23 protein-coding genes are annotated in these 20322 nt (G+C 59.9%); 13 read left to right on the top strand and 10 right to left on the bottom strand.

The features are described 5' to 3' along the window. Positions 1 to 166 precede the first annotated feature (166 nt). Positions 167 to 991: an A/G-specific adenine glycosylase gene (locus KOM00_RS17595; RefSeq protein ID WP_236027052.1), complete on the bottom strand. Its 825-nt coding sequence runs from the start codon at positions 989 to 991 to the stop codon at positions 167 to 169. 211 nt (positions 992 to 1202) lie between these two features. On the opposite strand from KOM00_RS17595, the gene KOM00_RS17590 reads away from it, so the two are divergent. From KOM00_RS17590 to KOM00_RS17575, 4 genes are all read left to right on the top strand, one after another. Then, positions 1203 to 1574, top strand: a complete 372-nt coding sequence (locus tag KOM00_RS17590; RefSeq protein ID WP_216500229.1) for a TRL domain-containing protein — start codon at positions 1203 to 1205, stop codon at positions 1572 to 1574. A gap of 183 nt (positions 1575 to 1757) precedes the next feature. Then, a complete protein-coding gene (locus KOM00_RS17585; RefSeq protein ID WP_216500228.1) occupies positions 1758 to 2618 on the top strand; it encodes a DMT family transporter in 861 nt (286 codons plus the stop codon). A 140-nt stretch (positions 2619 to 2758) separates the two neighbouring features. Further along, a complete protein-coding gene (locus KOM00_RS17580; protein ID WP_216500226.1) occupies positions 2759 to 2977 on the top strand; it encodes a hypothetical protein in 219 nt (72 codons plus the stop codon). 124 nt (positions 2978 to 3101) lie between these two features. Beyond that, a complete protein-coding gene (locus KOM00_RS17575; RefSeq protein ID WP_216500225.1) occupies positions 3102 to 4031 on the top strand; it encodes a cation diffusion facilitator family transporter in 930 nt (309 codons plus the stop codon). Positions 4032 to 4088: 57 nt separating this feature from the next. Here KOM00_RS17575 and KOM00_RS17570 read toward each other — a convergent pair whose 3' ends face one another. After that, positions 4089 to 4682 (bottom strand): TetR/AcrR family transcriptional regulator, encoded by a 594-nt coding sequence (locus KOM00_RS17570; RefSeq protein ID WP_216500224.1) that lies wholly within the window; start codon positions 4680 to 4682, stop codon positions 4089 to 4091. A 205-nt stretch (positions 4683 to 4887) separates the two neighbouring features. Here KOM00_RS17570 and KOM00_RS17565 point away from each other — a divergent pair, with 205 nt between their 5' ends. The 6 genes from KOM00_RS17565 to KOM00_RS17540 all read left to right on the top strand — a co-directional run bounded on the left by KOM00_RS17565 (position 4888) and on the right by KOM00_RS17540 (position 10021). Continuing rightward, positions 4888 to 6450, top strand: coding sequence for an acetyl-CoA hydrolase/transferase C-terminal domain-containing protein (locus KOM00_RS17565; protein WP_216500223.1), 1563 nt, complete (start codon positions 4888 to 4890; stop codon positions 6448 to 6450). Between the two features lie 212 nt (positions 6451 to 6662). Continuing rightward, on the top strand, positions 6663 to 6851 hold the full coding sequence (locus tag KOM00_RS17560) for a hypothetical protein (RefSeq protein ID WP_216500222.1): 189 nt from the start codon (positions 6663 to 6665) through the stop codon (positions 6849 to 6851). A gap of 52 nt (positions 6852 to 6903) precedes the next feature. Then, on the top strand, positions 6904 to 7617 hold the full coding sequence (locus tag KOM00_RS17555) for a DUF3108 domain-containing protein (RefSeq protein WP_216500221.1): 714 nt from the start codon (positions 6904 to 6906) through the stop codon (positions 7615 to 7617). A 117-nt stretch (positions 7618 to 7734) separates the two neighbouring features. Beyond that, positions 7735 to 8355: a hypothetical protein gene (locus KOM00_RS17550; protein ID WP_216500220.1), complete on the top strand. Its 621-nt coding sequence runs from the start codon at positions 7735 to 7737 to the stop codon at positions 8353 to 8355. Positions 8356 to 8496: 141 nt separating this feature from the next. Then, positions 8497 to 9405: a YMGG-like glycine zipper-containing protein gene (locus KOM00_RS17545; RefSeq protein ID WP_216500219.1), complete on the top strand. Its 909-nt coding sequence runs from the start codon at positions 8497 to 8499 to the stop codon at positions 9403 to 9405. Between the two features lie 259 nt (positions 9406 to 9664). After that, positions 9665 to 10021 carry a hypothetical protein gene (locus KOM00_RS17540; protein ID WP_216500218.1) on the top strand — a complete coding sequence of 119 codons (357 nt, stop codon included), beginning with the start codon at positions 9665 to 9667 and terminating at the stop codon, positions 10019 to 10021. Between the two features lie 68 nt (positions 10022 to 10089). On the opposite strand, the gene KOM00_RS17535 is transcribed toward KOM00_RS17540, so the two are convergent. The 4 genes from KOM00_RS17535 to KOM00_RS17520 all read right to left on the bottom strand — a co-directional run bounded on the left by KOM00_RS17535 (position 10090) and on the right by KOM00_RS17520 (position 14023). Beyond that, a complete protein-coding gene (locus KOM00_RS17535) occupies positions 10090 to 11133 on the bottom strand; it encodes a rhodanese-like domain-containing protein (protein WP_216500217.1) in 1044 nt (347 codons plus the stop codon). A 103-nt stretch (positions 11134 to 11236) separates the two neighbouring features. Then, complete coding sequence (locus KOM00_RS17530; protein WP_216500216.1) at positions 11237 to 11974, bottom strand: LytR/AlgR family response regulator transcription factor; 738 nt, start codon at positions 11972 to 11974, stop codon at positions 11237 to 11239. Positions 11975 to 12035: 61 nt separating this feature from the next. Then, entirely contained in the window at positions 12036 to 12521 is a 486-nt protein-coding gene (locus KOM00_RS17525) for a VOC family protein (RefSeq protein ID WP_216500215.1), read from the bottom strand. A gap of 239 nt (positions 12522 to 12760) precedes the next feature. Further along, positions 12761 to 14023, bottom strand: a complete 1263-nt coding sequence (locus KOM00_RS17520) for a hypothetical protein (RefSeq protein ID WP_216500214.1) — start codon at positions 14021 to 14023, stop codon at positions 12761 to 12763. A gap of 564 nt (positions 14024 to 14587) precedes the next feature. Between KOM00_RS17520 and KOM00_RS17515 the strand changes: the two genes are divergently transcribed. From KOM00_RS17515 to KOM00_RS17505, 3 genes are all read left to right on the top strand, one after another. Next, positions 14588 to 14842: a hypothetical protein gene (locus KOM00_RS17515; protein WP_216500213.1), complete on the top strand. Its 255-nt coding sequence runs from the start codon at positions 14588 to 14590 to the stop codon at positions 14840 to 14842. A 184-nt stretch (positions 14843 to 15026) separates the two neighbouring features. Next, on the top strand, positions 15027 to 15320 hold the full coding sequence (locus tag KOM00_RS17510) for a hypothetical protein (protein ID WP_216500212.1): 294 nt from the start codon (positions 15027 to 15029) through the stop codon (positions 15318 to 15320). Between the two features lie 7 nt (positions 15321 to 15327). After that, positions 15328 to 15630, top strand: coding sequence for a hypothetical protein (locus tag KOM00_RS17505; protein WP_216500211.1), 303 nt, complete (start codon positions 15328 to 15330; stop codon positions 15628 to 15630). A 317-nt stretch (positions 15631 to 15947) separates the two neighbouring features. Here KOM00_RS17505 and KOM00_RS17500 read toward each other — a convergent pair whose 3' ends face one another. From KOM00_RS17500 to KOM00_RS17485, 4 genes are all read right to left on the bottom strand, one after another. Beyond that, positions 15948 to 17576, bottom strand: a complete 1629-nt coding sequence (locus tag KOM00_RS17500; RefSeq protein ID WP_216500210.1) for a PhnD/SsuA/transferrin family substrate-binding protein — start codon at positions 17574 to 17576, stop codon at positions 15948 to 15950. Between the two features lie 789 nt (positions 17577 to 18365). Beyond that, positions 18366 to 19016 carry a fibronectin type III domain-containing protein gene (locus tag KOM00_RS17495; protein WP_216500209.1) on the bottom strand — a complete coding sequence of 217 codons (651 nt, stop codon included), beginning with the start codon at positions 19014 to 19016 and terminating at the stop codon, positions 18366 to 18368. A 280-nt stretch (positions 19017 to 19296) separates the two neighbouring features. Next, on the bottom strand, positions 19297 to 19770 hold the full coding sequence (locus tag KOM00_RS17490; RefSeq protein ID WP_216500208.1) for a hypothetical protein: 474 nt from the start codon (positions 19768 to 19770) through the stop codon (positions 19297 to 19299). Positions 19771 to 19841: 71 nt separating this feature from the next. Beyond that, positions 19842 to 20099: a hypothetical protein gene (locus KOM00_RS17485; protein ID WP_216500207.1), complete on the bottom strand. Its 258-nt coding sequence runs from the start codon at positions 20097 to 20099 to the stop codon at positions 19842 to 19844. Positions 20100 to 20322 lie beyond the last annotated feature (223 nt).

Genomic DNA, 20322 nt, shown 5'->3' with positions numbered 1-20322 from the left:
GTCGATCAGGAATCTCTTGGAGCCGGGTGCGACTGTCAACGCCTGACGTTCAACTGGAACAGGGGAACAGCAATAGGACTTTTCGCTGCAGATGGACCGTTTTGGAGGATACCGCACATAGTAGTCTACCTGGGGAAAGGTTTTTTGCAACAGCCGCGAGCATCGTTCAAGGCACCCAGAGCCTTCCTTCTTCCTGCCTGATGAGCCCTTCCCGTTCCAGTTGGGCGATGTTGCGCGCCAGCGACGCGGCATCCAGTGAGAGCGTCTCCTCCAGGCGGGCGATGCTCAGACCGGGCTGCGCCAGGATCCTTTTCAGGATCAGGCTCCGCTGCTCCCGGTTAGAGCCCCGAAACGGCGACTGGCGCACGTGGTGGGCGCTCTTGCGCCCCGGGTTCGCCCCGCCGCGCTTGAGCGTGGCCCCGTAGTCCATAAGCGCGTAGTACCAATCCCGGGGGTTGTCCCGGTCCAGGGTGAACTCCACCAGGGGGAGGATCTCTGCGTCGCGCACCGCTTCTGCGTCGGCAAAGAAATGGTGGATGAAGACGGAGCGGATGTTGGTCTCGATGAAGGGGGTGGCCAGGCCGAAGGCGAAGGCGGCGACGGCGCGGGCGGTGTAGGGGCCGATCCCGGGCAGCGACTCCAGCCGCTCCACCTCTTCCGGGAGTGCCCCCCCGAAGCGCTGCAAGACGGCGCGGGCGCAAAGCTGCAGCGACACCGCGCGCCTGTTGTAACCAAGCCCCTGCCACAGCGACAGCACCCGGGAGAGTTCCGCACCGGCCAGTTCCTGCCAGGTCGGAAAGACGGCCAGGAACTCGAGGTACTTTTCCCGCACCCGGTCCACCTGGGTCTGCTGCAGCATGATCTCGGAGACGAGGATGGCGTAGGGATCGCGGGTCTCCCGCCAGGGGAGGCGCCGTCCCTGGGTACGGTAGTGGTCGAGAATGATGCGCCGAAAAGACGCCGCTTCCGATGTCGTTACTGTCTTATGCATCTGCCGCCTCCATGGCGCCGTCGGGGATGACACCCGCCGCCGGCACCCGGCGATTGTAGCCGCTTTGCTGTGCGCGACCAACAGGAAATCCATCCCTTTCATTCCTGTCCCGCCGCCGCACATTGAACAATTATAATCGTTGTCACGAAACCGCGTCGAAGTACTATTTATGATGGGTTGTCTCTCATAACAAGCAGGAAAAGGAGGCGCTATGAAAAGGCTGGGCGCAGTGGTGCTGGTACTGGCTGGTCTGTGCGGCTGCATTCCTACACATGACCTTGCGAAAAGTCTGCGTTATGCGGACAACACACCCGTCGGAGTGGAAAACATCAAGTTCATCGAACTGAACCAGATGAAGCGAGGGGAGGCATGTACCTTCAACATCTTCTATTTCATCCCGCTTTTCGGCGACGGCTCCATCCTCACCGCCGCCCACAAGGGGGGCATCAACAACGTTGAACTGATCGGCCAGACCGGCTACTGGTACTTCCCCTTCAGCACCGACTGCACCGTGGTCTATGGCGACAAGAGCGCCGTCATCCAGAAGCAGAAAGAGGCTCCCAAAGAAGCACCCAAAAACTAGCGAGCGAACAAGGGGCGGCCCCCCCCCGGAGCTGCCCCTTCGCCCCGACGCCCCGCGGGCCGTCCGCAGCCTTCCCGCCCCACCCTTCCCTGAATCCCTTTGACATCGCGCGGCGCGTGTCTTAATCTGCTGCCGATCGCACCGCCCTCTCACCCTATTGCACCGCAGTCCTATGGTTGGAACATGCAAAACCGGTTTTCACCCGCGCTCTCCGGCGTCCTCGCCATGGTCGTCTGCGGCTTTCTCTGGAGCCTCGCCGGCCTCTTCATCAAGGTCCTGGACTGGAACCCGTTCCTGATCGCCGGGCTCAGGAGCCTGATCGCCTTTTTGTTCCTGCTGGCGCTGGTCGGCACGGTACGGCTGCAATGGTCCTGGCCTCTTGCCGGTGCCGCGCTCGCCAACGCCGCCACCATGCTCCTCTTCGTGGCGGCCAACAAGACCACCACCGCCGCCAACGCCATCCTGCTGCAGTACCTGGCGCCCGTGTTCACCGCCGTTTTCGGCGTGCTCTTTCTCAAGGAGCGCCTGTACCGCGAGCAGGTGCTCGCCCTGTTCATGACCCTCGTCGGCATGGTGGTGCTCTTTTTGGACCGCCTCTCGCCGGGACAGCTCGCGGGGAACCTGATGGCGCTCACCTCCGCCTTCACCTTCTCGCTCATGTTCATCTTCACCCGGATGCAGAAGGAGGGGGACCCGCTGCAGTCGTTCATGGCCTCGCACGCCGTTGCCGCGCTGGTCGCCCTGGCCATCGCCGTCTTCCTTCCTCTGCCCGTTTTCTCCGCCAAGTCCATCGGCAGCATCCTCGTCCTCGGCGTGGTGCAGATCGGCCTGGCAGCCTTCTTCTTTTCCTACGGCATCAAGCGGATCTCGGCCGTCAGCGCCAACCTCGTCGCCGTCATCGAGCCGGTCTTCAACCCGGTCTGGGTCTTCCTGGTCCTGGGTGAAGCGCCCACCGCCAACACCCTGGTCGGCGGAGCGCTGATCCTCGGCTCCGTCACCCTCGCCAGCCTGATCAGCGCCCGCAGGATTCCGGCACACTCCTGAGTCTCCACTATTTAATAAAATCTTATTGCAGCGGCGGCGACAAAGGTATATATTCCCGCACAACTCGTGCGGCTTTATCGTGCGGGGTGAGACGCTCGGCCGGTTTTAACCCCACCGTCAAAAAGGACAGGAGGAGAGTGATGCCAGATTGCGAGGTTTTGTCGGGATGTATCTTCTTCAACGACCAGATGGCGAACATGCCTTCCACCAGCACCGTCTTCAAGATGATGTACTGCACTGACAATTTCGAGGCGTGCGCGCGCTTCACCGTGCGCAGGGAAGCAGGCAAGGAAGCCGTGCCGGAGGACCTCTTTCCCAACCAGATCGACCGGGCACGGCAGATTCTTGGCAAGGGTTGACATCTCCCGGCGGGAGTTGTATAGAATCATTTGTTTTAAAGCGATAAGCGCAGGTAAAAGGCCACGGAAATCCGGGGCCTTTTTTTAGTGACGAGCCGCCGGCGGTTTCGGAGGAAGGAGAAAAATGGTTTCAGCAGAACACGACGCCATGAAAAGGGGAGCCGCCCGGCTGTCGGTGGCGTCCAACGCGGTCCTCGTGGCCCTCAAGCTGGCGGTCGGCCTGGTCACCGGCTCCGTGTCCGTCCTTTCGGAAGCCATCCATTCCGGCATCGACCTCGTCGCGGCCGGCATCGCCTGGTACTCGGTCCGCGAGTCCGCAAAGCCAGCCGACGAGGACCATCACTACGGTCACGGCAAGATCGAGAACGTCGCCGGCACCATCGAGGCCGTCCTCATCTTCGGTGCCGCGTTCTACATCATCTGGGAAGCCGTCCAGAAACTGAGGACCGGCGTGGTCGAGATCGAGAGTCTCGGTCTGGGCGCGGCGGTCATGGCCGTCTCGGCGGTCGCCAACTACCTGGTGTCCCGACACCTGTTGAACGTCGCGGCCGCCACCGACTCGGTGGCGCTGGAAGCCGACGCCATGCACCTGCGCACCGACGTCTATACCTCGGCAGGGGTCCTCGGCGGGTTGGTCGCGATCAAGCTGACCGGGGTCCCGATACTTGATCCCATCGTCGCCATCGTGGTCGCCCTCATGATCGTCAAGGCAGCCTGGGACCTGACCAAGACCGCCTTCTTCCACATCCTCGACGTGAAGCTCCCGGAAGAGGAGGAGGCGGTGATCCGCGACGTGCTGGAGAACTACCGCGAGCACCTGATCGAGTATCACAAGCTGCGCACCCGCAAGTCCGGGCACATCCGCTACATCGACATGCACCTCGTGGTCCCCAGGCAGATGACCGTCGAGAAGGGGCACGCCTTGAGCCACGAGGTGACGGCCGAGATCGAGCGCCGCCTCCCCTACAGCCACATCCTGGTGCACATCGAGCCCTGCGTCGGCGGCTGCGACCGCTGCACCGTCGACTGCCCGAAGCTCCCCGCGAAGCGGTGAGACCGGCCTGCTCGATGGCACGGGATGCGGGAAGGGAATGGTCGCGGCCGGGGCCGATTACGGGGCGCCCACCCCGCGGGTGAAGATGGCCAGGTACTGCTGCACCAGCTTTTCGTCCTGCTCCGGTGAATGGCTGATCAGGTTTTCGGTCGCCTGGCTGCTCAGGAAGAAGTAGTTCACCATCCCCGCCAGCGCCAGGGCCGCGTTGGTGGGATCGACATCGGCCCGGAAACGCTTCTGCCGTATCCCCTCCGCGATGGCCTGCGCCATGATCACGATCACCTCATCGATGACCGGCATGACCAGGGTGGCGAAAAACGCCGTGGGGTTGGTGAGCTCGCTCGTGTAAAAGCGGAGCAGGTAGGGGTTGTTGCGGTGCCGCTGGAAGGTCCAGCGCAGGTAACTCTCCACCATCTCGACCGGGTCGCTCACCCGCTGCCTGATCTCGTGGATCTCGGCGAAACAGGCGAACTGCTGCTGCAATACCGCCGAGTAGAGCCCTTCCTTGCTCCCGAAATGGTAGGAGATCATCGAGATGCTGGTCCCCGCCGCCTGCGAGAGCTCCCTGATGCTGACACCGTGCAGCCCCCGCTCGGAGAAGAGCTGGGTGGCCACCTCCAGTAGCTTCCTGTTGCAATCCGTCTTTTCCATCGACCAAACCCCGCCCAAGTGATGCAAACCGGCAAGACATTAGCAAAATTCCAGGCGAAATACCAATTCTATTGCAAATAAAACGACGTGCTGTTATGTTGTATTCGAACGAACGTTCGATTTTAACGCTTCTGCCACCGGAACTCTGCAATCCCTTTTTCCGCTTGAGCAGCGGATTGAAACCATTACAGGAGGATCCAGATTAATGTCCGAATTGCACAACAGGATCAGGAAGTCCAGCCTTCACTCACGGATCGTCAACGTCGACCAGGTCATCCCCATGTTCAAAAACGGGATGAACATAGGCTGGTCCGGCTTCACCCCGGCCGGCTACCCGAAGGTGGTGCCGATCGCGCTTGCCGACCACGTTGAGAAGAACCAGCTGCAGGGGAAACTGAGGTTCAACCTCTTCATCGGCGCCTCCGTCGGCGTCGAGACCGAAGACCGCTGGGCCTCCCTCGACATGATCGACCGCCGCTGGCCCTACCAGACCGGGAAGAACATCCAGGCCGGCATCAACGAAGGGCGCATCCGCATGGGTGACAAGCACCTCTCCATGTTCGCGCAGGACCTGGGGTACGGCTTCTACACCAAGGAGAACGGCGGCCGCCTCGACCTCGCCATCATCGAGTGCTCCGCCATCACCGAGAACGGCGATCTCGTTCTCACCGCCTCCTGCGGCGCCGTTCCCGAAATCGTTCAGATCGCCGACAAGATCATCATCGAGATCAACACCTCGATCCCGAACTTCGAGGGGCTGCACGACATCGTCGAACCGATAACCCCGCCCAACCGTCTCCCCTACCTGATCTGCCGCGTCGACGACCGGGCCGGCTCCCCCTACGTCCGCGTCGACAACGACAAGATCGTCGCCATCGTCGAGTCCGACCGCCCGGACAACGGCCGCGCCTTCAGCGAGCAGGACGACACCTCCGAGGCCATCGCGACACACATCATCGACTTCTTCTCCGCCGAGGTGAAGGCCGGGCGGCTCCCGAAAAACCTCCTGCCGCTGCAGTCCGGCGTGGGCTCCATCGCCAACGCCGTCATCGGCGGTCTGGCCAACGGCCCCTTCACCGGCCTCAAGGTCTGGACCGAGGTGCTGCAGGACACCATGCTCGACTTCTTCGACTCCGGCAAGCTCGACTTCGCCTCCACCGTCTCGCTCTCCTTCTCGGTGGACGGCTTCAAGCGCTTCTACGGCAACTGGGACAAGTACAGCAACAAGGTGATGATGCGCCCGCTCTCCATCGCCAACCACCCCGAGCCGATCCGCCGCCTGGGCTGCATCGCCATGAACACCCCCGTGGAGTTCGACATCTACGCCCACGCCAACTCCACCCTGGTCGGCGGCACCAGGATGATCAACGGCATCGGCGGCTCCGGCGACTTCCTGAGAAACGCGTACCTCTCCATCATGCACACGCCTTCGGCGCGTCCCACCAAGACCGATCCGACCGGCATCACCTGCGTGGTTCCGCACGTGCCGCACGTCGACCATACCGAGCATGACCTGGACGTCCTGGTCACCGAGCAGGGGCTTGCCGACCTGCGCGGCCTCGATCCCAAGAGCCGCGCCAAGCTCATCATCCAGAAGTGCGCGCACCCCGACTACAAGCCGCTCCTCTCCGATTACTTCGAGCGCGCCGCCCACGACTGCCTGGGGAGGAAGGCCGGCCACGAGCCGCAGCTTCTGGACCGCGTCTTCAAGATGCAGGTGAACCTGGCCAAGAAGGGAACCATGAAGATAGACAACTGGGACCTGTAAACTCCCCCCGGAGTTTGCACGAAAGCGGCAGGGAGCCCCGGGCCTCCTGCCGCTTTCTTTTTCACCGCAGCATCCACGGCTCCACTTTATTCCCCTGCCGCGGCCCGGTTCCGAATCAAATAACTTATATTTCCATAAGAAGAAATTTTTTCTCGTCGTTGATGCAATGAATATATAACGCTGTACTCTTGTTGTCACCAATGGAGGTGACTATGAGAATAACCATGAATGACTATGTCGGTAGCAGTTGCGAAGCAGTAAGCGACTCCCAGCGATTTGTCTACCTCTGGTTTCGTACCGGCGGCAATCCCTGCCTGCAGTGCGGCGTCAAGCCGGAAACCTGTGACTGGCACCGCCACTTGTCGCGCACGACCCGCCGTTTCGACGAGGCCCGAGCATGATTTTCCAGGGGTAGCAGGTTAAAAAACGCCAACACTGTTGTACCCTCTAGGGATGGAAAAAATCCGTCCCCTGACAGGCGCCCTCCTCGCCGTTCTCCTGATCGCCGCACCGGCGGCCCCCCTTCCCGTCCCCGAGCACCTGGTCTACGAGGTGACCTGGTCCGGGATCAAGGCCGGCTCCGCACTCCTCGAGGTGGCCCCCCAGGGGGAGGAACTGCGCCTTACCAACACCATCCGCTCAACGGGGATCGTCGCCGCCTTCTTCAAGATCGACGATCGGACCGAATCGGTGATCACCCGCGCCGGGAAGCCGAAGTTCTTCCGCGAGAACAAGCGGGAGGGGAGTTACCGGGCCGCGCGGGAGGCGACCTTCAATTTCACCTCGCTTAAGGCCAACAGCGTCGACCTTTTGAAAAGGATCGAGAAGAGCGATGCCATCACGCCCAGGACCTACGACAATCTCTCCAGCATATACTTCATACGCAGCAGCGAATTGACCCCGGGGCAGTCCATCTCCTTCGACATTTACGACACCCAGCGCCTGTGGAACACCGAGGTCCGGGTGGTGCGGCGCCAGGAGTTGAAGACGCCGCGGGGGACGTTCAAGACCGTGATGGTGACCTCCCGGTTGACACACAACGGCGAGGCGGCCAAAGTCGGCAACGCCACCTTCTGGTTCACCGACGACAGCCGCCGGGTCCCCGTCAGGATAAGCACCACCATGAAGATCGGGGAAGTCACCCTGACCCTGGTGGAGGGTGGCTAGCCTCCCCGTACTGCGAAAGCTGTTGCGGTCCGCTCCTTCTTTAAGGTACGATGCTCGCTGGTTTGCTCCCTTTGCGGGCGAACTTCCCGAACCAAAGAAGAGTGCGTACCCGACCCGATGACAGAAACCATTCCCCACCTGTTCAAGTTCCTCCTCGACCGGCTCCCCTCGGCTTCCGCCATGCAGTCGGTGCTGGCGCTGTTCCTGATCCCGGTCGGTGGCGGCATCCCCGCCGGAGTGCTCCTCGCCAAGACCAAAGGGTTGACCTGGCCTGTCACCACGCTCCTCTACCTCGTCTCGGATGTCATCCTGGCCATCGCCTTCGAACCCGTACTTCAGGTGATCGCCTTCGTCTGCGGCAGGGTCCCATTGCTGCGCCGCGTCAGCGCCGCCATGCGGGCGGCCAACGCCCGCAGCGCCGCCCACTTCCAGGGGACGGCCACCGGACCGGTCGCACTGGTCATGATCGCCTTCGGCGTCGATCCCATGACCGGGCGGGCCTCGGCGCTCGCCGCCGGGCACGGTTTCCTGGCCGGGTGGGCCTTTGCCATAGCCGGCGACATGCTCTACTTCGGCGTGATCGCCTTCTCCACCTTGCGCCTTAACAAGTACATAAAGGACCCGGACACCACCATGTGGATCATCCTGGCGCTCATGCTCCTGGTACCGATGGTGGTGCGCCGTTTCAGGTCGGCGCGGGCCTTGAGCCAGCCACAGGCGCAGGAAAATGTCGCTTGAGACGGTTCAGCTCCGGGAAATTTCCTCATTTCTGCCACATTGCTTCCCTATTTTGTGGTTAAGGTGAGCCCGTGCAATGAGGAATCTGCCTGGAGTAGGCCGGTACGGACCGCAGGCAGTGCCACACAGAAGGGGGTATCAATGAAAAGACGGATCACATCGTTTGTTGTGCTTTTGGCCCTGGGAGGGTGCGTTACGGTACCCACCGGCCCCAGCGTGAAGGTCCTCCCGACCAGGGGGAAATCCTTCGAAACCTTCATGAAGGAAGACGCGACCTGCAGGCAGTGGGCGAATTCCCAGATCGGGTCGCCGGTGCAGGAAACCTATGACAAGAACATGGCGACCAGCGCGGTGGTGGGTACCGCAGTCGGCACCGGCGTCGGAGCCGTGCTCGGCTCCGCCTCGGGCAACACCGGTGCCGGCGCCGCCATCGGTGCCGCGACCGGGCTTTTGTTCGGGGCCGCGGCCGGTTCCGGTTCGGCCCAGGTCTACGGGGCGCAGGCACAGCGCCAGTACGACAACGCCTACGTCCAGTGCATGTACACCTACAACAACCAGATTCCCGGGACCAGGCAAACGGTAGCGGCCCGCCCCGCCGCACCGCCTCCTGCGCTGGTGGCCGCTCCCCCGGTCGCTCCTCCGCCGCCGGTAGACGCCCCGCCGGTCATGGCGCCCCCTCCGCCTCCTCCCCCCGAGCGCGTCGTCGTGCCTGCGCCGGAAGAGTACGAAGCGGAGCCCCCCGAATTCGTCTACTCGCCCCAGATGGGCGCCTACGTCGCGGTGGGTGTCCCGTATGATCTCATCTACACCGGCAACGAATACTTCTACTTCTACGGCGGCAACTGGTACCGCGGCGCCTACTACAACGGCCCGTGGAGCTATGTCCCGCGCAACGCGTATCCTCCGCTCTTCGTGCGCTACGAAGTCGTGAACATACGCCAATACCGCGATGTCGAATACCGGCGTTACGTGCGCGACAGGGGCCACTACGACGGCCGGGTCTATCGTCCGGTGTACCGGCGCGTGGCCAGGCATCGCCCCGGCTACTGATCCTTCTCCCGATTCCCGAGGGCACCCGTTACCGAGCGGGTGCCCTTCCTTGTTCTTCGCTCCCTCCCCCCTTCCCCATTTCAGCCGCCGTTCCCACCGTTCCTCTCCTTCGCGCATTGACAAAACAAACCATTAGGATACTTTCATTTAGTCCGCAGATGGCGCGGCTCTTTTCTGTACCAGAGCCACAGAGGTAGCCTCGCCGACAAAACATCGACGCTACCCGTTTGCGGGAACGCCGCGGCCAAGGGGGAACTGCATGAAAGGCAAAGCGATAGGGGTTTCTCTGGGCGTCGTGGGAATGATTTTGTGGTTCATGCCGCTGGTAAAGGTGGGCTTCAACGTGTACGTGGGGGGGAGGCAGATCGGCAATATCAGTTACATATTGGTGGTATGCTCGCTTGCCTACGCCATTTGTTCATTCTTCGAGCTGCATAGGGTGAGGGTCATCGCGGCCACCATATCGACCGCGATCAGCATGCTTTTTCTTTCCGAGGCGTTGACCAATGCCGCCTGGGGCCTGTACGGCCTCAACATTGTGTCCATAGCCAGTTGGCTCGCGGCAGTTACCGATTGGGACACGCGCAAGAAATCGGCGGAGGATGTTCAAGGCTGAAGACGCCCGGAACAGGACCATCGCCGCCGGGCGTTGCGGCTCGGGCTCCTGTTCCGGTCCTCACCACCTTACTTCCCGCTCCCCCGTTCGACCGGGTACTTCCTGTCTTCCGCCAGGCTGAGGAGAAAGCCCTTCATCTTTCCCAGTCCTTCCGTCGTGTCGTTCCATCCCAGCGTGCCAAAGCGGAGATCGTAGGCCTCGTAGCCGAGTTGGTTCAGCATCAGGGTCGCCGCAGCTCCGATGTGGCCGATGTAACAGACGACCACTATCTTCCTGTCCGTCGGCAGCCTGCCGAGGCTCTCCTTGCTGGCGAGGTCCTTGAAGGGGATGTTGATCGCCCCGGGGACATGCCCCTTGTCGTAGTCCTCCGGGCGCTGAATGCTGACCACGAAGACCCCCTTGCCCCCGTCTTTGGCGGCCTCACGGGAAAGTTCGCTGCGGTCCATGAACAGATTCCTGCCCGAGCTCACCACGTCTCTGGTCCGTTCCATGATGAGTCCCATCCCGTTCGCCGCCTTGCTGGAAAGGGGGGGAAGCGCCTTCCCCGGTGCAGCTTCCGTTTTCTCGACACCGGCGGGATACCCTGCCGAAGCCGTGTAAGGTGCGGCGGATTCGGCGCGGTTCCAGTGGCTGAGCCCCATCGGCATGGCGGTGGCGCTGTAGCCGAGCTGGTTGAAGTAAAGCGACGCCACCATGGAACGATGCCCGTCGTCACAGGTCAGCACGATCTTTTTGTCGCGCGGCAGAAGGTCGAGCGTCTTTTGCTCCGTCAGTTCGTCGAACGGGATGTTTACCGCACCCGGGACGTGCCCCCTGGCGAACTCCGCGCGGGACTGCAGGCTTACCAGGAAGAAGCCATGGTCGCCGCCTTTCACCACCTCCGAGTACACCTCTTCGGCCGTCATGAAGGGGGGAGCCGCAAAAAATGAGGCACTCCTCTTGAGGATCTCCTCCGACAACTGGGCCGATCCCGCAACCTGTACCGGTGAGCCCCGGCGCTCCCCTTTCCCGTCGCCCGGGCCAACCGCGCCGGCCCATGCCGGGAGGGCGAGGCAGATAAGCAGGAGCGCCATGCGAGTGATCGATTTGCCGCTAGTGGATCTGATGTTCATCCGAGTTCTCCTTCAGTCAGAAAGTTCCGTACACGGCGTAACGCCGTTGCCGCGCACTATCCCACTCAGCTGCCGCAGGCTCAAGGAGAACTTGATGAACGGGTCAATCAAAGGGATGAACGGTGCCGGCGGAGCAGAGGGCCTTCTTGACTGCCGGCACCAGGCGGCGGGAAACGGGAACGGCGGGGATGGCGGGTTCGGAGAAGGAGACCATCATGCGGCTGTCGCCGGCAGGCCCGATCGCCTTCACGTGCCTGAGGTTCACCACGAAGCTCTTGTGCACCTTGAGGAAATCGGGGGTCGGGAAGCGCTGCAGGACCGCCTTGAGGCTCATCAGGAGGTAAAACTTTTTTTGCGGGGTATGGATGCGGCAGTAGTTGCCGTCGGCCTCGATCAGGTGTACCTGGTCCGCGGAAAGGAAGTGGAAGGCGCCGTTCTCGTAGATCGGCATTTTCTTCAGTTCCAGGTGGCCGCTCGTCGGGTTGGTGCGGGCGCCGGTCTGTTCCGACAGGTCCATGAAGGAGACCGCCCACGCCATCTGGCTGCCAGGCACCACCAGACGCGACAGGGTGATCATGAGCACCTTGCCCAGGAAATCGATGACCATCGACCTCGGCTTCGCCCCCTGCAGGCCCGAGAGCGCGTCGAGGATGCCGCGCACCTTCTCCCGGCTCCTTGCGGGGTGCATCTGGAACAGGTTCTGCCCCACGGGTGCCATGCCCGGTTCCGCAATGCGCAGGGCGTGCTCGTTCATGCCGAGCACCTGCCAGTCCTGCGACAGGAGAACCAGTCCTATATCGATGCTGTTGCCTTGGTCGCCCAGGTACTGTTCCAGTGACATGGGAGCGACTCTAGCCACTTTTATGAATCGATGCAAGCAAAACGCGGCACCCCAAGCCCTCTCACCCCCGTCGCGCCGCCTCGATGGCGGCGATGTCGATCTTCACCATCTGCATCATCGCATCGAAGGCGCGCTTGGCCGCCGCGGGATCGGGATCCGTTATCGCCTCCGTCAGGGCCACCGGCGTGATCTGCCAGGAGATGCCCCATTTGTCCCTGCACCAGCCGCACACAACCTCCACCCCCCCGTTGCCGACGATGGCGTTCCAGTACCGGTCCGTTTCCGCCTGATCCGCGGTTGCGACCTGAAACGAGAATGCCTCGTTGTGCTTGACCTCGGGTCCCCCATTGAGCCCGAGGCACGGAATACCCATCACGGTAAACTCGACCGTCAACACATCGCCCTTCTTCCCGGACGGGTAGTCTCCCGGCGCGAGGTGCACGGCGTCCACGGATGAATCGGGAAAGATCCCGGCATAAAAGCGCGCCGCTTCTTCGGCGTCCCCATCGTACCAGAGGCAGACGGTGTTCTTTGCTGGCTTTGTCATGTCATTTCTCCATTGCGATAGCCACCGACGCCGAAGCGGACGATGCGCTCGCAGTCATAGTGGGTTGGCTCGCCCGACTGATTCAGGACCAAACTCTAGCAGCGGCCCATCGAATGTCAAAATTCCCGCAACGCCCTCCTTCATCGTGGCCTCCTTGAACGAACACGGGCGCACCCCGAATGGGATGCGCCCGTGATGAAGCGGCAGGGAAGTCGGCGGAGCGTTCCCGCCCCGTGCAACTACCAGTAGATGAAGGTCCCGACGGCGCCGATGTTGGCGTCCTGGGTCGCGCCGTTGAACCAGCGGTCCTGCGCCCAGGTGTACTCGCCGATCACCTGGACGAACTTGTTCACGTTGTAGGTCACCGCGACCGTGGCCGCCTGCTGTTTCTGGATGTTCAGCTCGGTATCGTCTCCTGCCAGTTCTGCCCTGCTCTGGCCGTAGTTGAGTCCCAGCTTCACCACCGGGGTGACCTGGTAGGTCGCCTGGTTCAGGAAGCCCCAGTTGGTCCTTTCCTTGCCGTCCGCGGAGAGCGCGTCAGCACCCTGCATCCCGAGCATGCCCAGCGCCTTCCCGCCGTAGCAGGAGGTGAGGAGTTGGAGACCGCGAACGTCAAGCTGCACGCCACCCGCGCCGCCCAACGAGGTCACGTGTCCGCCCGGGCGAACCGCCGGGACCACGTGCTCGGGAGTGATGCTTCCATCCGGATTCACGGTGACCGGAACCGTGACGAACTTGGCGTCGGAGAAACCCGCCTGCTGGTACAGGCCGGATACCCAGGCCTGGAATTTGCCGCCGGTGAAGGGGGTGGCATAGGAAATCTCGGTCTCCAGGCGCGGGACGTTGCGGATCGTCGCGGCCCCGATGTTGTTGGTGTCGTTGACGCTGAAGGCGACCTTCAGACCGTTGAGGTCCGGGGTGGTGTACCTGATCTGCGCCCCGAAGTTCGGGTAGAGGTAGCCGTAACCGATGTGCCCCATGGTAGGCCCGCTGTCCACCGGGCCGATCACCCCCGCCCCGAAGAGCGTCATGTCGGTCAGGATGTTCTTGGCCTGGTACAGGTTGATGGCGCGGCCGGCGAGCACTTGGCCGAAGGAACCCGTGGCGGTCATGTTGATCTCGCGGAAGTCGATGTTGGGCGAGAGGTCGGTGCGGGAACCACCGTTGTTCTGGACCTGCGGGTACAGTCCCAGGCGTACCGCGTAGTCCACGCCATTGGTGGTCGGAGCCTGGATGTTGAGCCCCACGCCCACCGGAAGCAGGCCGGTCCTCACCCTGAACTGCTGCTGGTTTTCGCCGGTGCCGGTCTGGTTCCCGCCGATCTCCCCGCCGATGACGCCTGCCGGGCGCGTGCCGACCGATTCATAGGTGGCGAAGACGTTGAGGAAGCCGTCCGTGGAAAACTTCCAGCCGTTGGCGCCGCCGATGTCGAAGGCCTGCGCCGAAGGTGCGATTGCCGCGACAGCCAGGGCCGCCAGCATGGTGATCATCTTTTTCTGCATTCTTTCCTCCTGATTTCTCCAATTCATAATCGAAAAACTCTTTTTACTGCATTGTCATACTTTACAGACATCAACTTACCACTTGCTTCTGACGCAGTTTTTGTATGACAAAATTCCTGCACATGAATGTACGACATAAACGCGTACTATCTAGTATTTCTCTTGCACGCTTTGAAGCGGCAACAATGCATACGGTTAAATAGAATGCCTTTATAGCAACTGTCGTACCTACACCAGCCTCCGGATTGATATCAAAACCTGATGAACCTATTACTGTTTGTAAACAAAGGGGTTTTCACTTATAAGAGCTTTTGTCGAGGCAGGAAGATTACGAGGACATGCTTTAAAACGGAACGACTGCCGCGGTCCACGGTGGAACACGTACCGTTTTTGGAACAGCCGGTCCGTTCCATAGCGGCGCAGTCCGGCGCTGCAGTATGGGGCACGCCCTGACTTGAACGGGGAGGTTGATCGGAAATGCTAGCGGGTGTGTACCCCTGGTTCCCCGGGGAGTTCCCCTACCCGTTAGAGTCACGATCTGGCATAATGAAGAGGTGAAAAGAGGTGAGAGAGATGAGATGCGACTACAAAGATGACTTCAAGATCGACTACACCGATTCCCTCCACATCACCAAGGGAAATGGGGTCGACATGACCGTCAAAGCTGAAGACATACCGGCCAACGTGAAACTTTGCCTCAACTCCGCAGTGGTCCGTGACAGTTGCCACGAACTGAGGGCCGCGGCAAGGGCGCTGACCAGCGACATAAGCAAGTCATTCAATATCGAATACGACGCATTTTGTGACCGCTGCAAATAAGGCCACCCGCATCGCCGCGGGTGGCCTTTTTACATCTGGGACCGGTAACCGATAGCGCCCAACTCTACCAACGGATAAGACCGGCTCGCAACGGGTTCAGATTTTTTCTTAGCGCTCCGGTTGACAGCAATCAACATTGCTGTCATTTTTTAACAATTACTAATGTTGGCGACAGGAGGGAGTCATGGGATTCGAACTGGAGTCGTTGTACCAGGCAATGACGTTCGCGCTCATCGATCTGGTGGCTGGGAATGAACAGGAGCGTTGTGTCGATGTGGGCACTCGCGGCGACGCTGCGCGGATCAGGGTGTTGGAATCGACAGGCGAGGTAATGATGACTGTGTATGGGACGGGGTCCTCTGAGGTTGGTGAGCAGCTTGTGCTTTCCTGTCTGAAAAGGATCAGCGTGCAGCGCCTGGGCGAACTGCACAAGGCGCCGTTGAAGAAGGCTGCGCCGCTTACACTTGCCAAAGGATAGGGGGGGTATGGAAAACGGAGCGTTCGAGATTACAAAGCTGTGGGAAAGTGTTGCCTTGAACCTTTTGCAGCTCTGCATGCGCGATTTCGGTGACAAGGATTTCGGAGTGTTGTGCCTGGGGGACGACGTCCACCTGAAGGTGACCGGTCTCTCTACTGACACGGAAATCAACGTCGTGGGGGGTGGGGAGTACAACGACCTGGGGAAACAACTGGTACTTGCGTGCCTTCAAAAGCTAAGCGCTGGGGACCTCGTCGAGCTTCACCTGAAGGAGCTGAATAACGAAGCCGATGTGCTGAAGCAGGCGTAGCTCACGCTTGTGAGGGGAAATAAGCGCAAGGAAAACCAGAGGGGCGCCCGCACCACCGTCTAAAAGCCAACAATCGACAACAGCCCCCTCTGTCTCCATCCGACGGGTTTTACACCAGTGGGCGCTCACTCTTTTACCTGGACGGTATTAAAAAGCTACACAACTTAGCTATGTCCTCCAAGTTTCAACCTACCTACGTCCCTCCAAGTTTTCCACGTAATTCACCAGCACCCACCTTTGCATCGCCCGCATGTCCCACCCATTTCTTCAGGACTTACCCCAGGCGCAACGGAAACCGGTTCCCGATCAGTGTCCGTTCAGGTCGCGTAGTACTTGTCCCTGCAGGAGGGACAGATGCCGTGACTGAACATGGCGTCCGTATGCGCGCTTATGTAGGTTTCGAGCTGTTGCCAGCTTTCCTTGTCGTTGCGGATGTTTTTGCAGTGCATGCAGATGGGGATGATCCCCTCCAGTTGTTTGACCTTCGCCATGCTCGCTTCCAGCTCCGCCACCTTGTCGGACAGCCTCGTTTGCGCGAGTTGCCTGTCGCTTACGTCGTGGTTGCAGGCGCGCAGCCCGAGACTTTTCCCATCGCCTGACTGCACCCTCCGGCAGCTGTGCGAAATCCAGCGCTCGGCGCCGTCTTTGCGCACGATGCGCAGGTCGATCGGTTTGGGACTGCCGTCCTCGTAGATATGGTTGACGTGGTCCTCGTAAGCGGCGACGTCGCCCGGGTGCAGGATTTTCGTCAGCAGTTGCGGGTCCCGGTAGAATTCTTCAGCCGTATAGCCGCTGACATTCACGCACGCGGGGGAGATGTACTCGAGCGTCCCGTCCGGCGCCTGCCAGAATTCCCAATGCGAGGTGAAATCGGCCACGGTCCGGTAGCGAAGCTCGCTTTCATGCAGCTTCCTGTTCGTGACGATGAGCCGCACCCCGAGAAAGGCTATGATGAGCCCACCGACGGCAAGGGCCGCCATCTCCTTGCCGTAACGGGCCCAGATATCCCGGACGGTGAAGTAGGGAGACTGCTCGAACGGCGGCATGCGCAGCTCCCTCAAGAGCTCCTCCACCGGAGCGTAGTCCGCCGGCACCGCGAAACCGTGCAGGCCGTTTGGCCGAACCACGTGCCTCATGGCCAGAAGCGCCGCGGCTACCTGGCGCGCCGCATCCTGGTCCGCGTGGGGGAGGGCCACGAAAGGCCACTGGGGGTAGAGCTGCGTGGAGGTGATGGCCGGGTAGCCCGGGATGTTTTTCCGGTTCAGTATTTTGAGCCGGGAGAGGTCGACTTTCTTCTCCGCCGCCATTTGCTCCAGAACCCCGGTTCTGACCATGCCCACGTCGGCACGTCCGTCGATGACCGCCGACACCGCAGAATCGTGCGGCATCCCGGTAATCAGGAGCATCGCATCCGCGGGAAGGCGGACCCCCGTCTTGGCGAGCTCGTACGCCTGCGCCTGGTACCCCCCGAGGGAGCCGGTCCCGACGACGGCGATCCGCTTTCCCTTCACGTCGTCCAGGCTCCTGATGTCGGTCCTGTCGGCCCTGGCGAAGATGACCCCGCCGAACGAGTGGATCTCCGTCCCCCCCTCATCCTCGATCATCGTCGCCAGGACCCCGGACATCCCGTTCGCATGCCTGAGCTGCACGTAATGTCCCGGGTTGGTGAGGACGAAATCGAGCCTGTGAGCGGCCAACTCCGCTTCCAGTTCGGTGTAGGTATAGACGTCGAGGCGCACCTCGTGGTTGGGCAACGCTTCTTGCAGATACCGCGCGAGGGGCAGGAAGCGGGCCGCGGTCTCAGGCTTCGGCCTGTGTGCCAGGACGCCGATTCTGATCGTCGGTTCGGCGGCGGACGACATAAACGTGGGGACGAGACTCAGTGAGACGAGGATAAGCAGGAACAGCGTGAGTTTTCTCAGTCTGGGATGTTGCCCTGTAAGCATGCGCGCTCCGGATAGACACTAGCTGCATCAAGATTAACGCCTTTCCCGAAAATTAAAAGTGAATGCGGGAAATGCCGTCCCTTTCAGGTTACTACGCAACGGCACGGTGAGCGACGGGCGGATAAAGGGGATGCGTCCCAAAGGATTGGGAGGTTCCGAGGGGCAATTTCACTATTCCCGATGGAATTTGCCAAAACCGGAACAGGTTTGCACTATTTCCAACGGAATAGTGAAATTTGAGTTTGGTTTTGCACTATTTCCAACGGGATTGTGCAATCGTCGGCCAAAATCTCACTATTTCAAATGGAATAGTGCAATCTTGGATCGGAATTGCATTATTCCGTTCGAAATCTCACTATTTTTTTAAAAATCTCACTATTTCGGACAAGATTGCACTATTTTCCTCAGGATTGCACTATTTCGGCGGGAATAGTGAGATTTCGACTCGGAATTGCACTATTTCAAATGAAATAAGCAGATTTCAGTTGAAATAACACTATTTCCCGGGAAAACGCACTATTCTGTGGGCCTGTAAAATCCTTTGTGTAAATGGCCATTTTCGGGGGGAGGGAGGCTTCAACGGTAGCGCGTTGGACTGCGGACGGCGGGTTCAGATAGCGGATGGGTCGGCTGCGTGCTCACTCGGCCCGTGATGATTGGGATCTTGTGGTGGGTATCCAGGTCGGGGGCTGAAAGGCGAGATCTACTGGGGAATGAGTAAACTAAAGGCGACTGCACGTCGGTGCAGTCGCCTGGTGGTAACGGGCAAAGGGGGAACGTCTCTTTGTTTTAGATGATGATCAATTCCATTACCTCCGACCAGGGGCCGACTCCGGCATCGTTCATCAACCTGACCCTGAAGTATGCCCTTCGCGCCGGCTCCAGTCCTTCGACGGTGAAGTGACAGTAATGGGACATCTTCAGTTGCTGCCACGACTCTTCCAATGACGGATCACCGTAGCAGACTTGTACGACGACGCTCCCCTTCCCTTCCCAACTGTTGACGTAGATCTTTACTGCCCCCGATTTGTCGCCATGGCTGATCTTAACCTTGTTGAACTTCTCGGGCAGTTTGATGACTGTGCTCCGGGGGGCTTTGTGGACTCTGTTCACACCGACGGTATCCAGCAGGTATGGATTGTTGGTGTGGGTCGAGTACATCACCACGTACTGGCAGGAGAACTTAATCGACTGGATCATCTTTTCCCGCGCCGCCTGCCTTGCGGGCTCTTTAGACGGATCAAGTCTAGCCGCGGTCGATGTCTGCTTGACCTGGTGCGCATCCTGCCTGATCTGGGTCGGGCCAGGAATGCAGGCGGGAAGGGTTTGATCCTTAAAGGCTGCATGTTCGTCGAGGAGATCGGCCACCGCTTCTCCCTGAAGCGCCAAGTCTCCGTCGCTGAGGTCTCTTAGCCCCGGAATATCGAAAGGTTCGCTCATCGTTGCCTCCCGTGCTAGGGTTGAAGTAATGGAAGAGATTATTAAACGCTATTAAGATTTGTCAAGCCGGCCCCTAAGATTTTTCCTTGGCGGAAATCGCTTAGACCGCCCCCCAGAGGGCGAAGGGATGCAGAGGTTGCAGAGATCCACGGAGGGGCACAGAGAAACAAGGCACAACTACGGTGAGTAATGTTGCTGGGAGCTATTTTGAGGAAGGGGGTAGGACGGGACGCATTTCGGAGAGGAGGGTTTCTGGTGCTATGTCCTGGTCATCCGCCAATCACTCGGTGCTCGGTCTTTCATAAATTCCTGCGTAGTCGCTTCCGAATCTATAGTGCTGACTATAGTAGTCTTGCCCCCTAAACCCAAACCATTTCATGCTGATCCTTCCCTTCTGTACGTCAGACACATCCAGCTCAGCCAAAGGCTTCTTCTTGTCGAACCTCTCCCAAGGCAAGGCTCCCCCCCCCTTTCCGACCTCCAGCACGTCATCGAACAGTAGGTACACCTTTCTTAGCTTGTAATCGAGCTTGTAGCGGACCTTCAGGTATATTTGGTTGGATTCTACGCAAAATGGCTGGGCCTTGTCTCCAAACTGAATGTCTATGCAATCGCCGCAACCACAGTCTGAAGGGTCTGCTCCTTTCTTGACCCACCTTCCCGTGATTTCCTTGTGATAATCAAGGCCCGCATTCACCGAATCAAACCAACAGAGCAGTAGGATGAAGACCAAAAGTGTAGGTAGGAAACTCATCTTTTGCTCCATTTTAGAAGGCCTGTCCAATAGACCTGAAGCAGCTCCCTCATATTCGTGGGCACGTGGGGTCATTGCGCCTTTCGCTTCAAAAGGAGAATGGTGTTGTCGTACCAGCGCATGGCCATTTCATTCCTTGAAAGCTTTGCGATCCAGTTGGAACCCTTGGGGCCGAAAGGGTAGTCAGGCCCCATATGGCCTTCCCCGCATTTTACCCAAAGTACGTCGACTGCGTTTTGGGCTTCCACTGGCAGAGAAAACTTGTTGCTCTCATTCCCCCCATACTTTCCTTTTCCCATGGTTTTATCAATCAACTGCTGAATTGTCATAGTCTCTCGGGTTGCATGAGGGTGTCGTCAGGTGCCTCCCGGCATGGTCGTACTGATCCTCTCGCGGCTCACCACCACTGTACGCCCTAGCAACTCTGGATCGTTTATCTCGTATGCAGGTGTACGCGGCAGTGTTTCATCGATTCGGACTCCGGTGACTTTCCAGGTCCCCAGAAACCATTGAAGATCACCAGTGCCAGCCCACGCCAGAGGGGGAACAACA

The sequence above is a fragment of the Geomonas diazotrophica genome (genome assembly GCF_018919385.1).
In the GTDB taxonomy this organism is placed as follows: domain Bacteria; phylum Desulfobacterota; class Desulfuromonadia; order Geobacterales; family Geobacteraceae; genus Geomonas; species Geomonas diazotrophica.
Note: the sequence above shows the minus strand (reverse complement) of the source record. Positions and strands in the feature narration are given on the sequence as shown.

Bases quoted from the DNA above. Each gene is read 5' to 3' on its own strand.
- KOM00_RS17565 (WP_216500223.1), top strand. From the start codon at position 4,888: ATGTCCGAATTGCACAACAGGATCAGGAAGTCCAGCCTTCACTCACGG.
- KOM00_RS17580 (WP_216500226.1), top strand. From the start codon at position 2,759: ATGCCAGATTGCGAGGTTTTGTCGGGATGTATCTTCTTCAACGACCAG.
- KOM00_RS17485 (WP_216500207.1), bottom strand. From the start codon at position 20,099: ATGACAATTCAGCAGTTGATTGATAAAACCATGGGAAAAGGAAAGTAT.
- KOM00_RS17520 (WP_216500214.1), bottom strand. From the start codon at position 14,023: ATGCAGAAAAAGATGATCACCATGCTGGCGGCCCTGGCTGTCGCGGCA.
- KOM00_RS17545 (WP_216500219.1), top strand. From the start codon at position 8,497: ATGAAAAGACGGATCACATCGTTTGTTGTGCTTTTGGCCCTGGGAGGG.
- KOM00_RS17505 (WP_216500211.1), top strand. From the start codon at position 15,328: ATGGAAAACGGAGCGTTCGAGATTACAAAGCTGTGGGAAAGTGTTGCC.
- KOM00_RS17490 (WP_216500208.1), bottom strand. From the start codon at position 19,770: ATGAGTTTCCTACCTACACTTTTGGTCTTCATCCTACTGCTCTGTTGG.
- KOM00_RS17510 (WP_216500212.1), top strand. From the start codon at position 15,027: ATGGGATTCGAACTGGAGTCGTTGTACCAGGCAATGACGTTCGCGCTC.
- KOM00_RS17590 (WP_216500229.1), top strand. From the start codon at position 1,203: ATGAAAAGGCTGGGCGCAGTGGTGCTGGTACTGGCTGGTCTGTGCGGC.
- KOM00_RS17560 (WP_216500222.1), top strand. From the start codon at position 6,663: ATGAGAATAACCATGAATGACTATGTCGGTAGCAGTTGCGAAGCAGTA.
- KOM00_RS17530 (WP_216500216.1), bottom strand. From the start codon at position 11,974: ATGTCACTGGAACAGTACCTGGGCGACCAAGGCAACAGCATCGATATA.
- KOM00_RS17595 (WP_236027052.1), bottom strand. From the start codon at position 991: ATGCATAAGACAGTAACGACATCGGAAGCGGCGTCTTTTCGGCGCATC.
- KOM00_RS17550 (WP_216500220.1), top strand. From the start codon at position 7,735: ATGACAGAAACCATTCCCCACCTGTTCAAGTTCCTCCTCGACCGGCTC.
- KOM00_RS17540 (WP_216500218.1), top strand. From the start codon at position 9,665: ATGAAAGGCAAAGCGATAGGGGTTTCTCTGGGCGTCGTGGGAATGATT.
- KOM00_RS17500 (WP_216500210.1), bottom strand. From the start codon at position 17,576: ATGCTTACAGGGCAACATCCCAGACTGAGAAAACTCACGCTGTTCCTG.
- KOM00_RS17495 (WP_216500209.1), bottom strand. From the start codon at position 19,016: ATGAGCGAACCTTTCGATATTCCGGGGCTAAGAGACCTCAGCGACGGA.
- KOM00_RS17570 (WP_216500224.1), bottom strand. From the start codon at position 4,682: ATGGAAAAGACGGATTGCAACAGGAAGCTACTGGAGGTGGCCACCCAG.
- KOM00_RS17555 (WP_216500221.1), top strand. From the start codon at position 6,904: ATGGAAAAAATCCGTCCCCTGACAGGCGCCCTCCTCGCCGTTCTCCTG.
- KOM00_RS17585 (WP_216500228.1), top strand. From the start codon at position 1,758: ATGCAAAACCGGTTTTCACCCGCGCTCTCCGGCGTCCTCGCCATGGTC.
- KOM00_RS17525 (WP_216500215.1), bottom strand. From the start codon at position 12,521: ATGACAAAGCCAGCAAAGAACACCGTCTGCCTCTGGTACGATGGGGAC.
- KOM00_RS17575 (WP_216500225.1), top strand. From the start codon at position 3,102: ATGGTTTCAGCAGAACACGACGCCATGAAAAGGGGAGCCGCCCGGCTG.
- KOM00_RS17535 (WP_216500217.1), bottom strand. From the start codon at position 11,133: ATGAACATCAGATCCACTAGCGGCAAATCGATCACTCGCATGGCGCTC.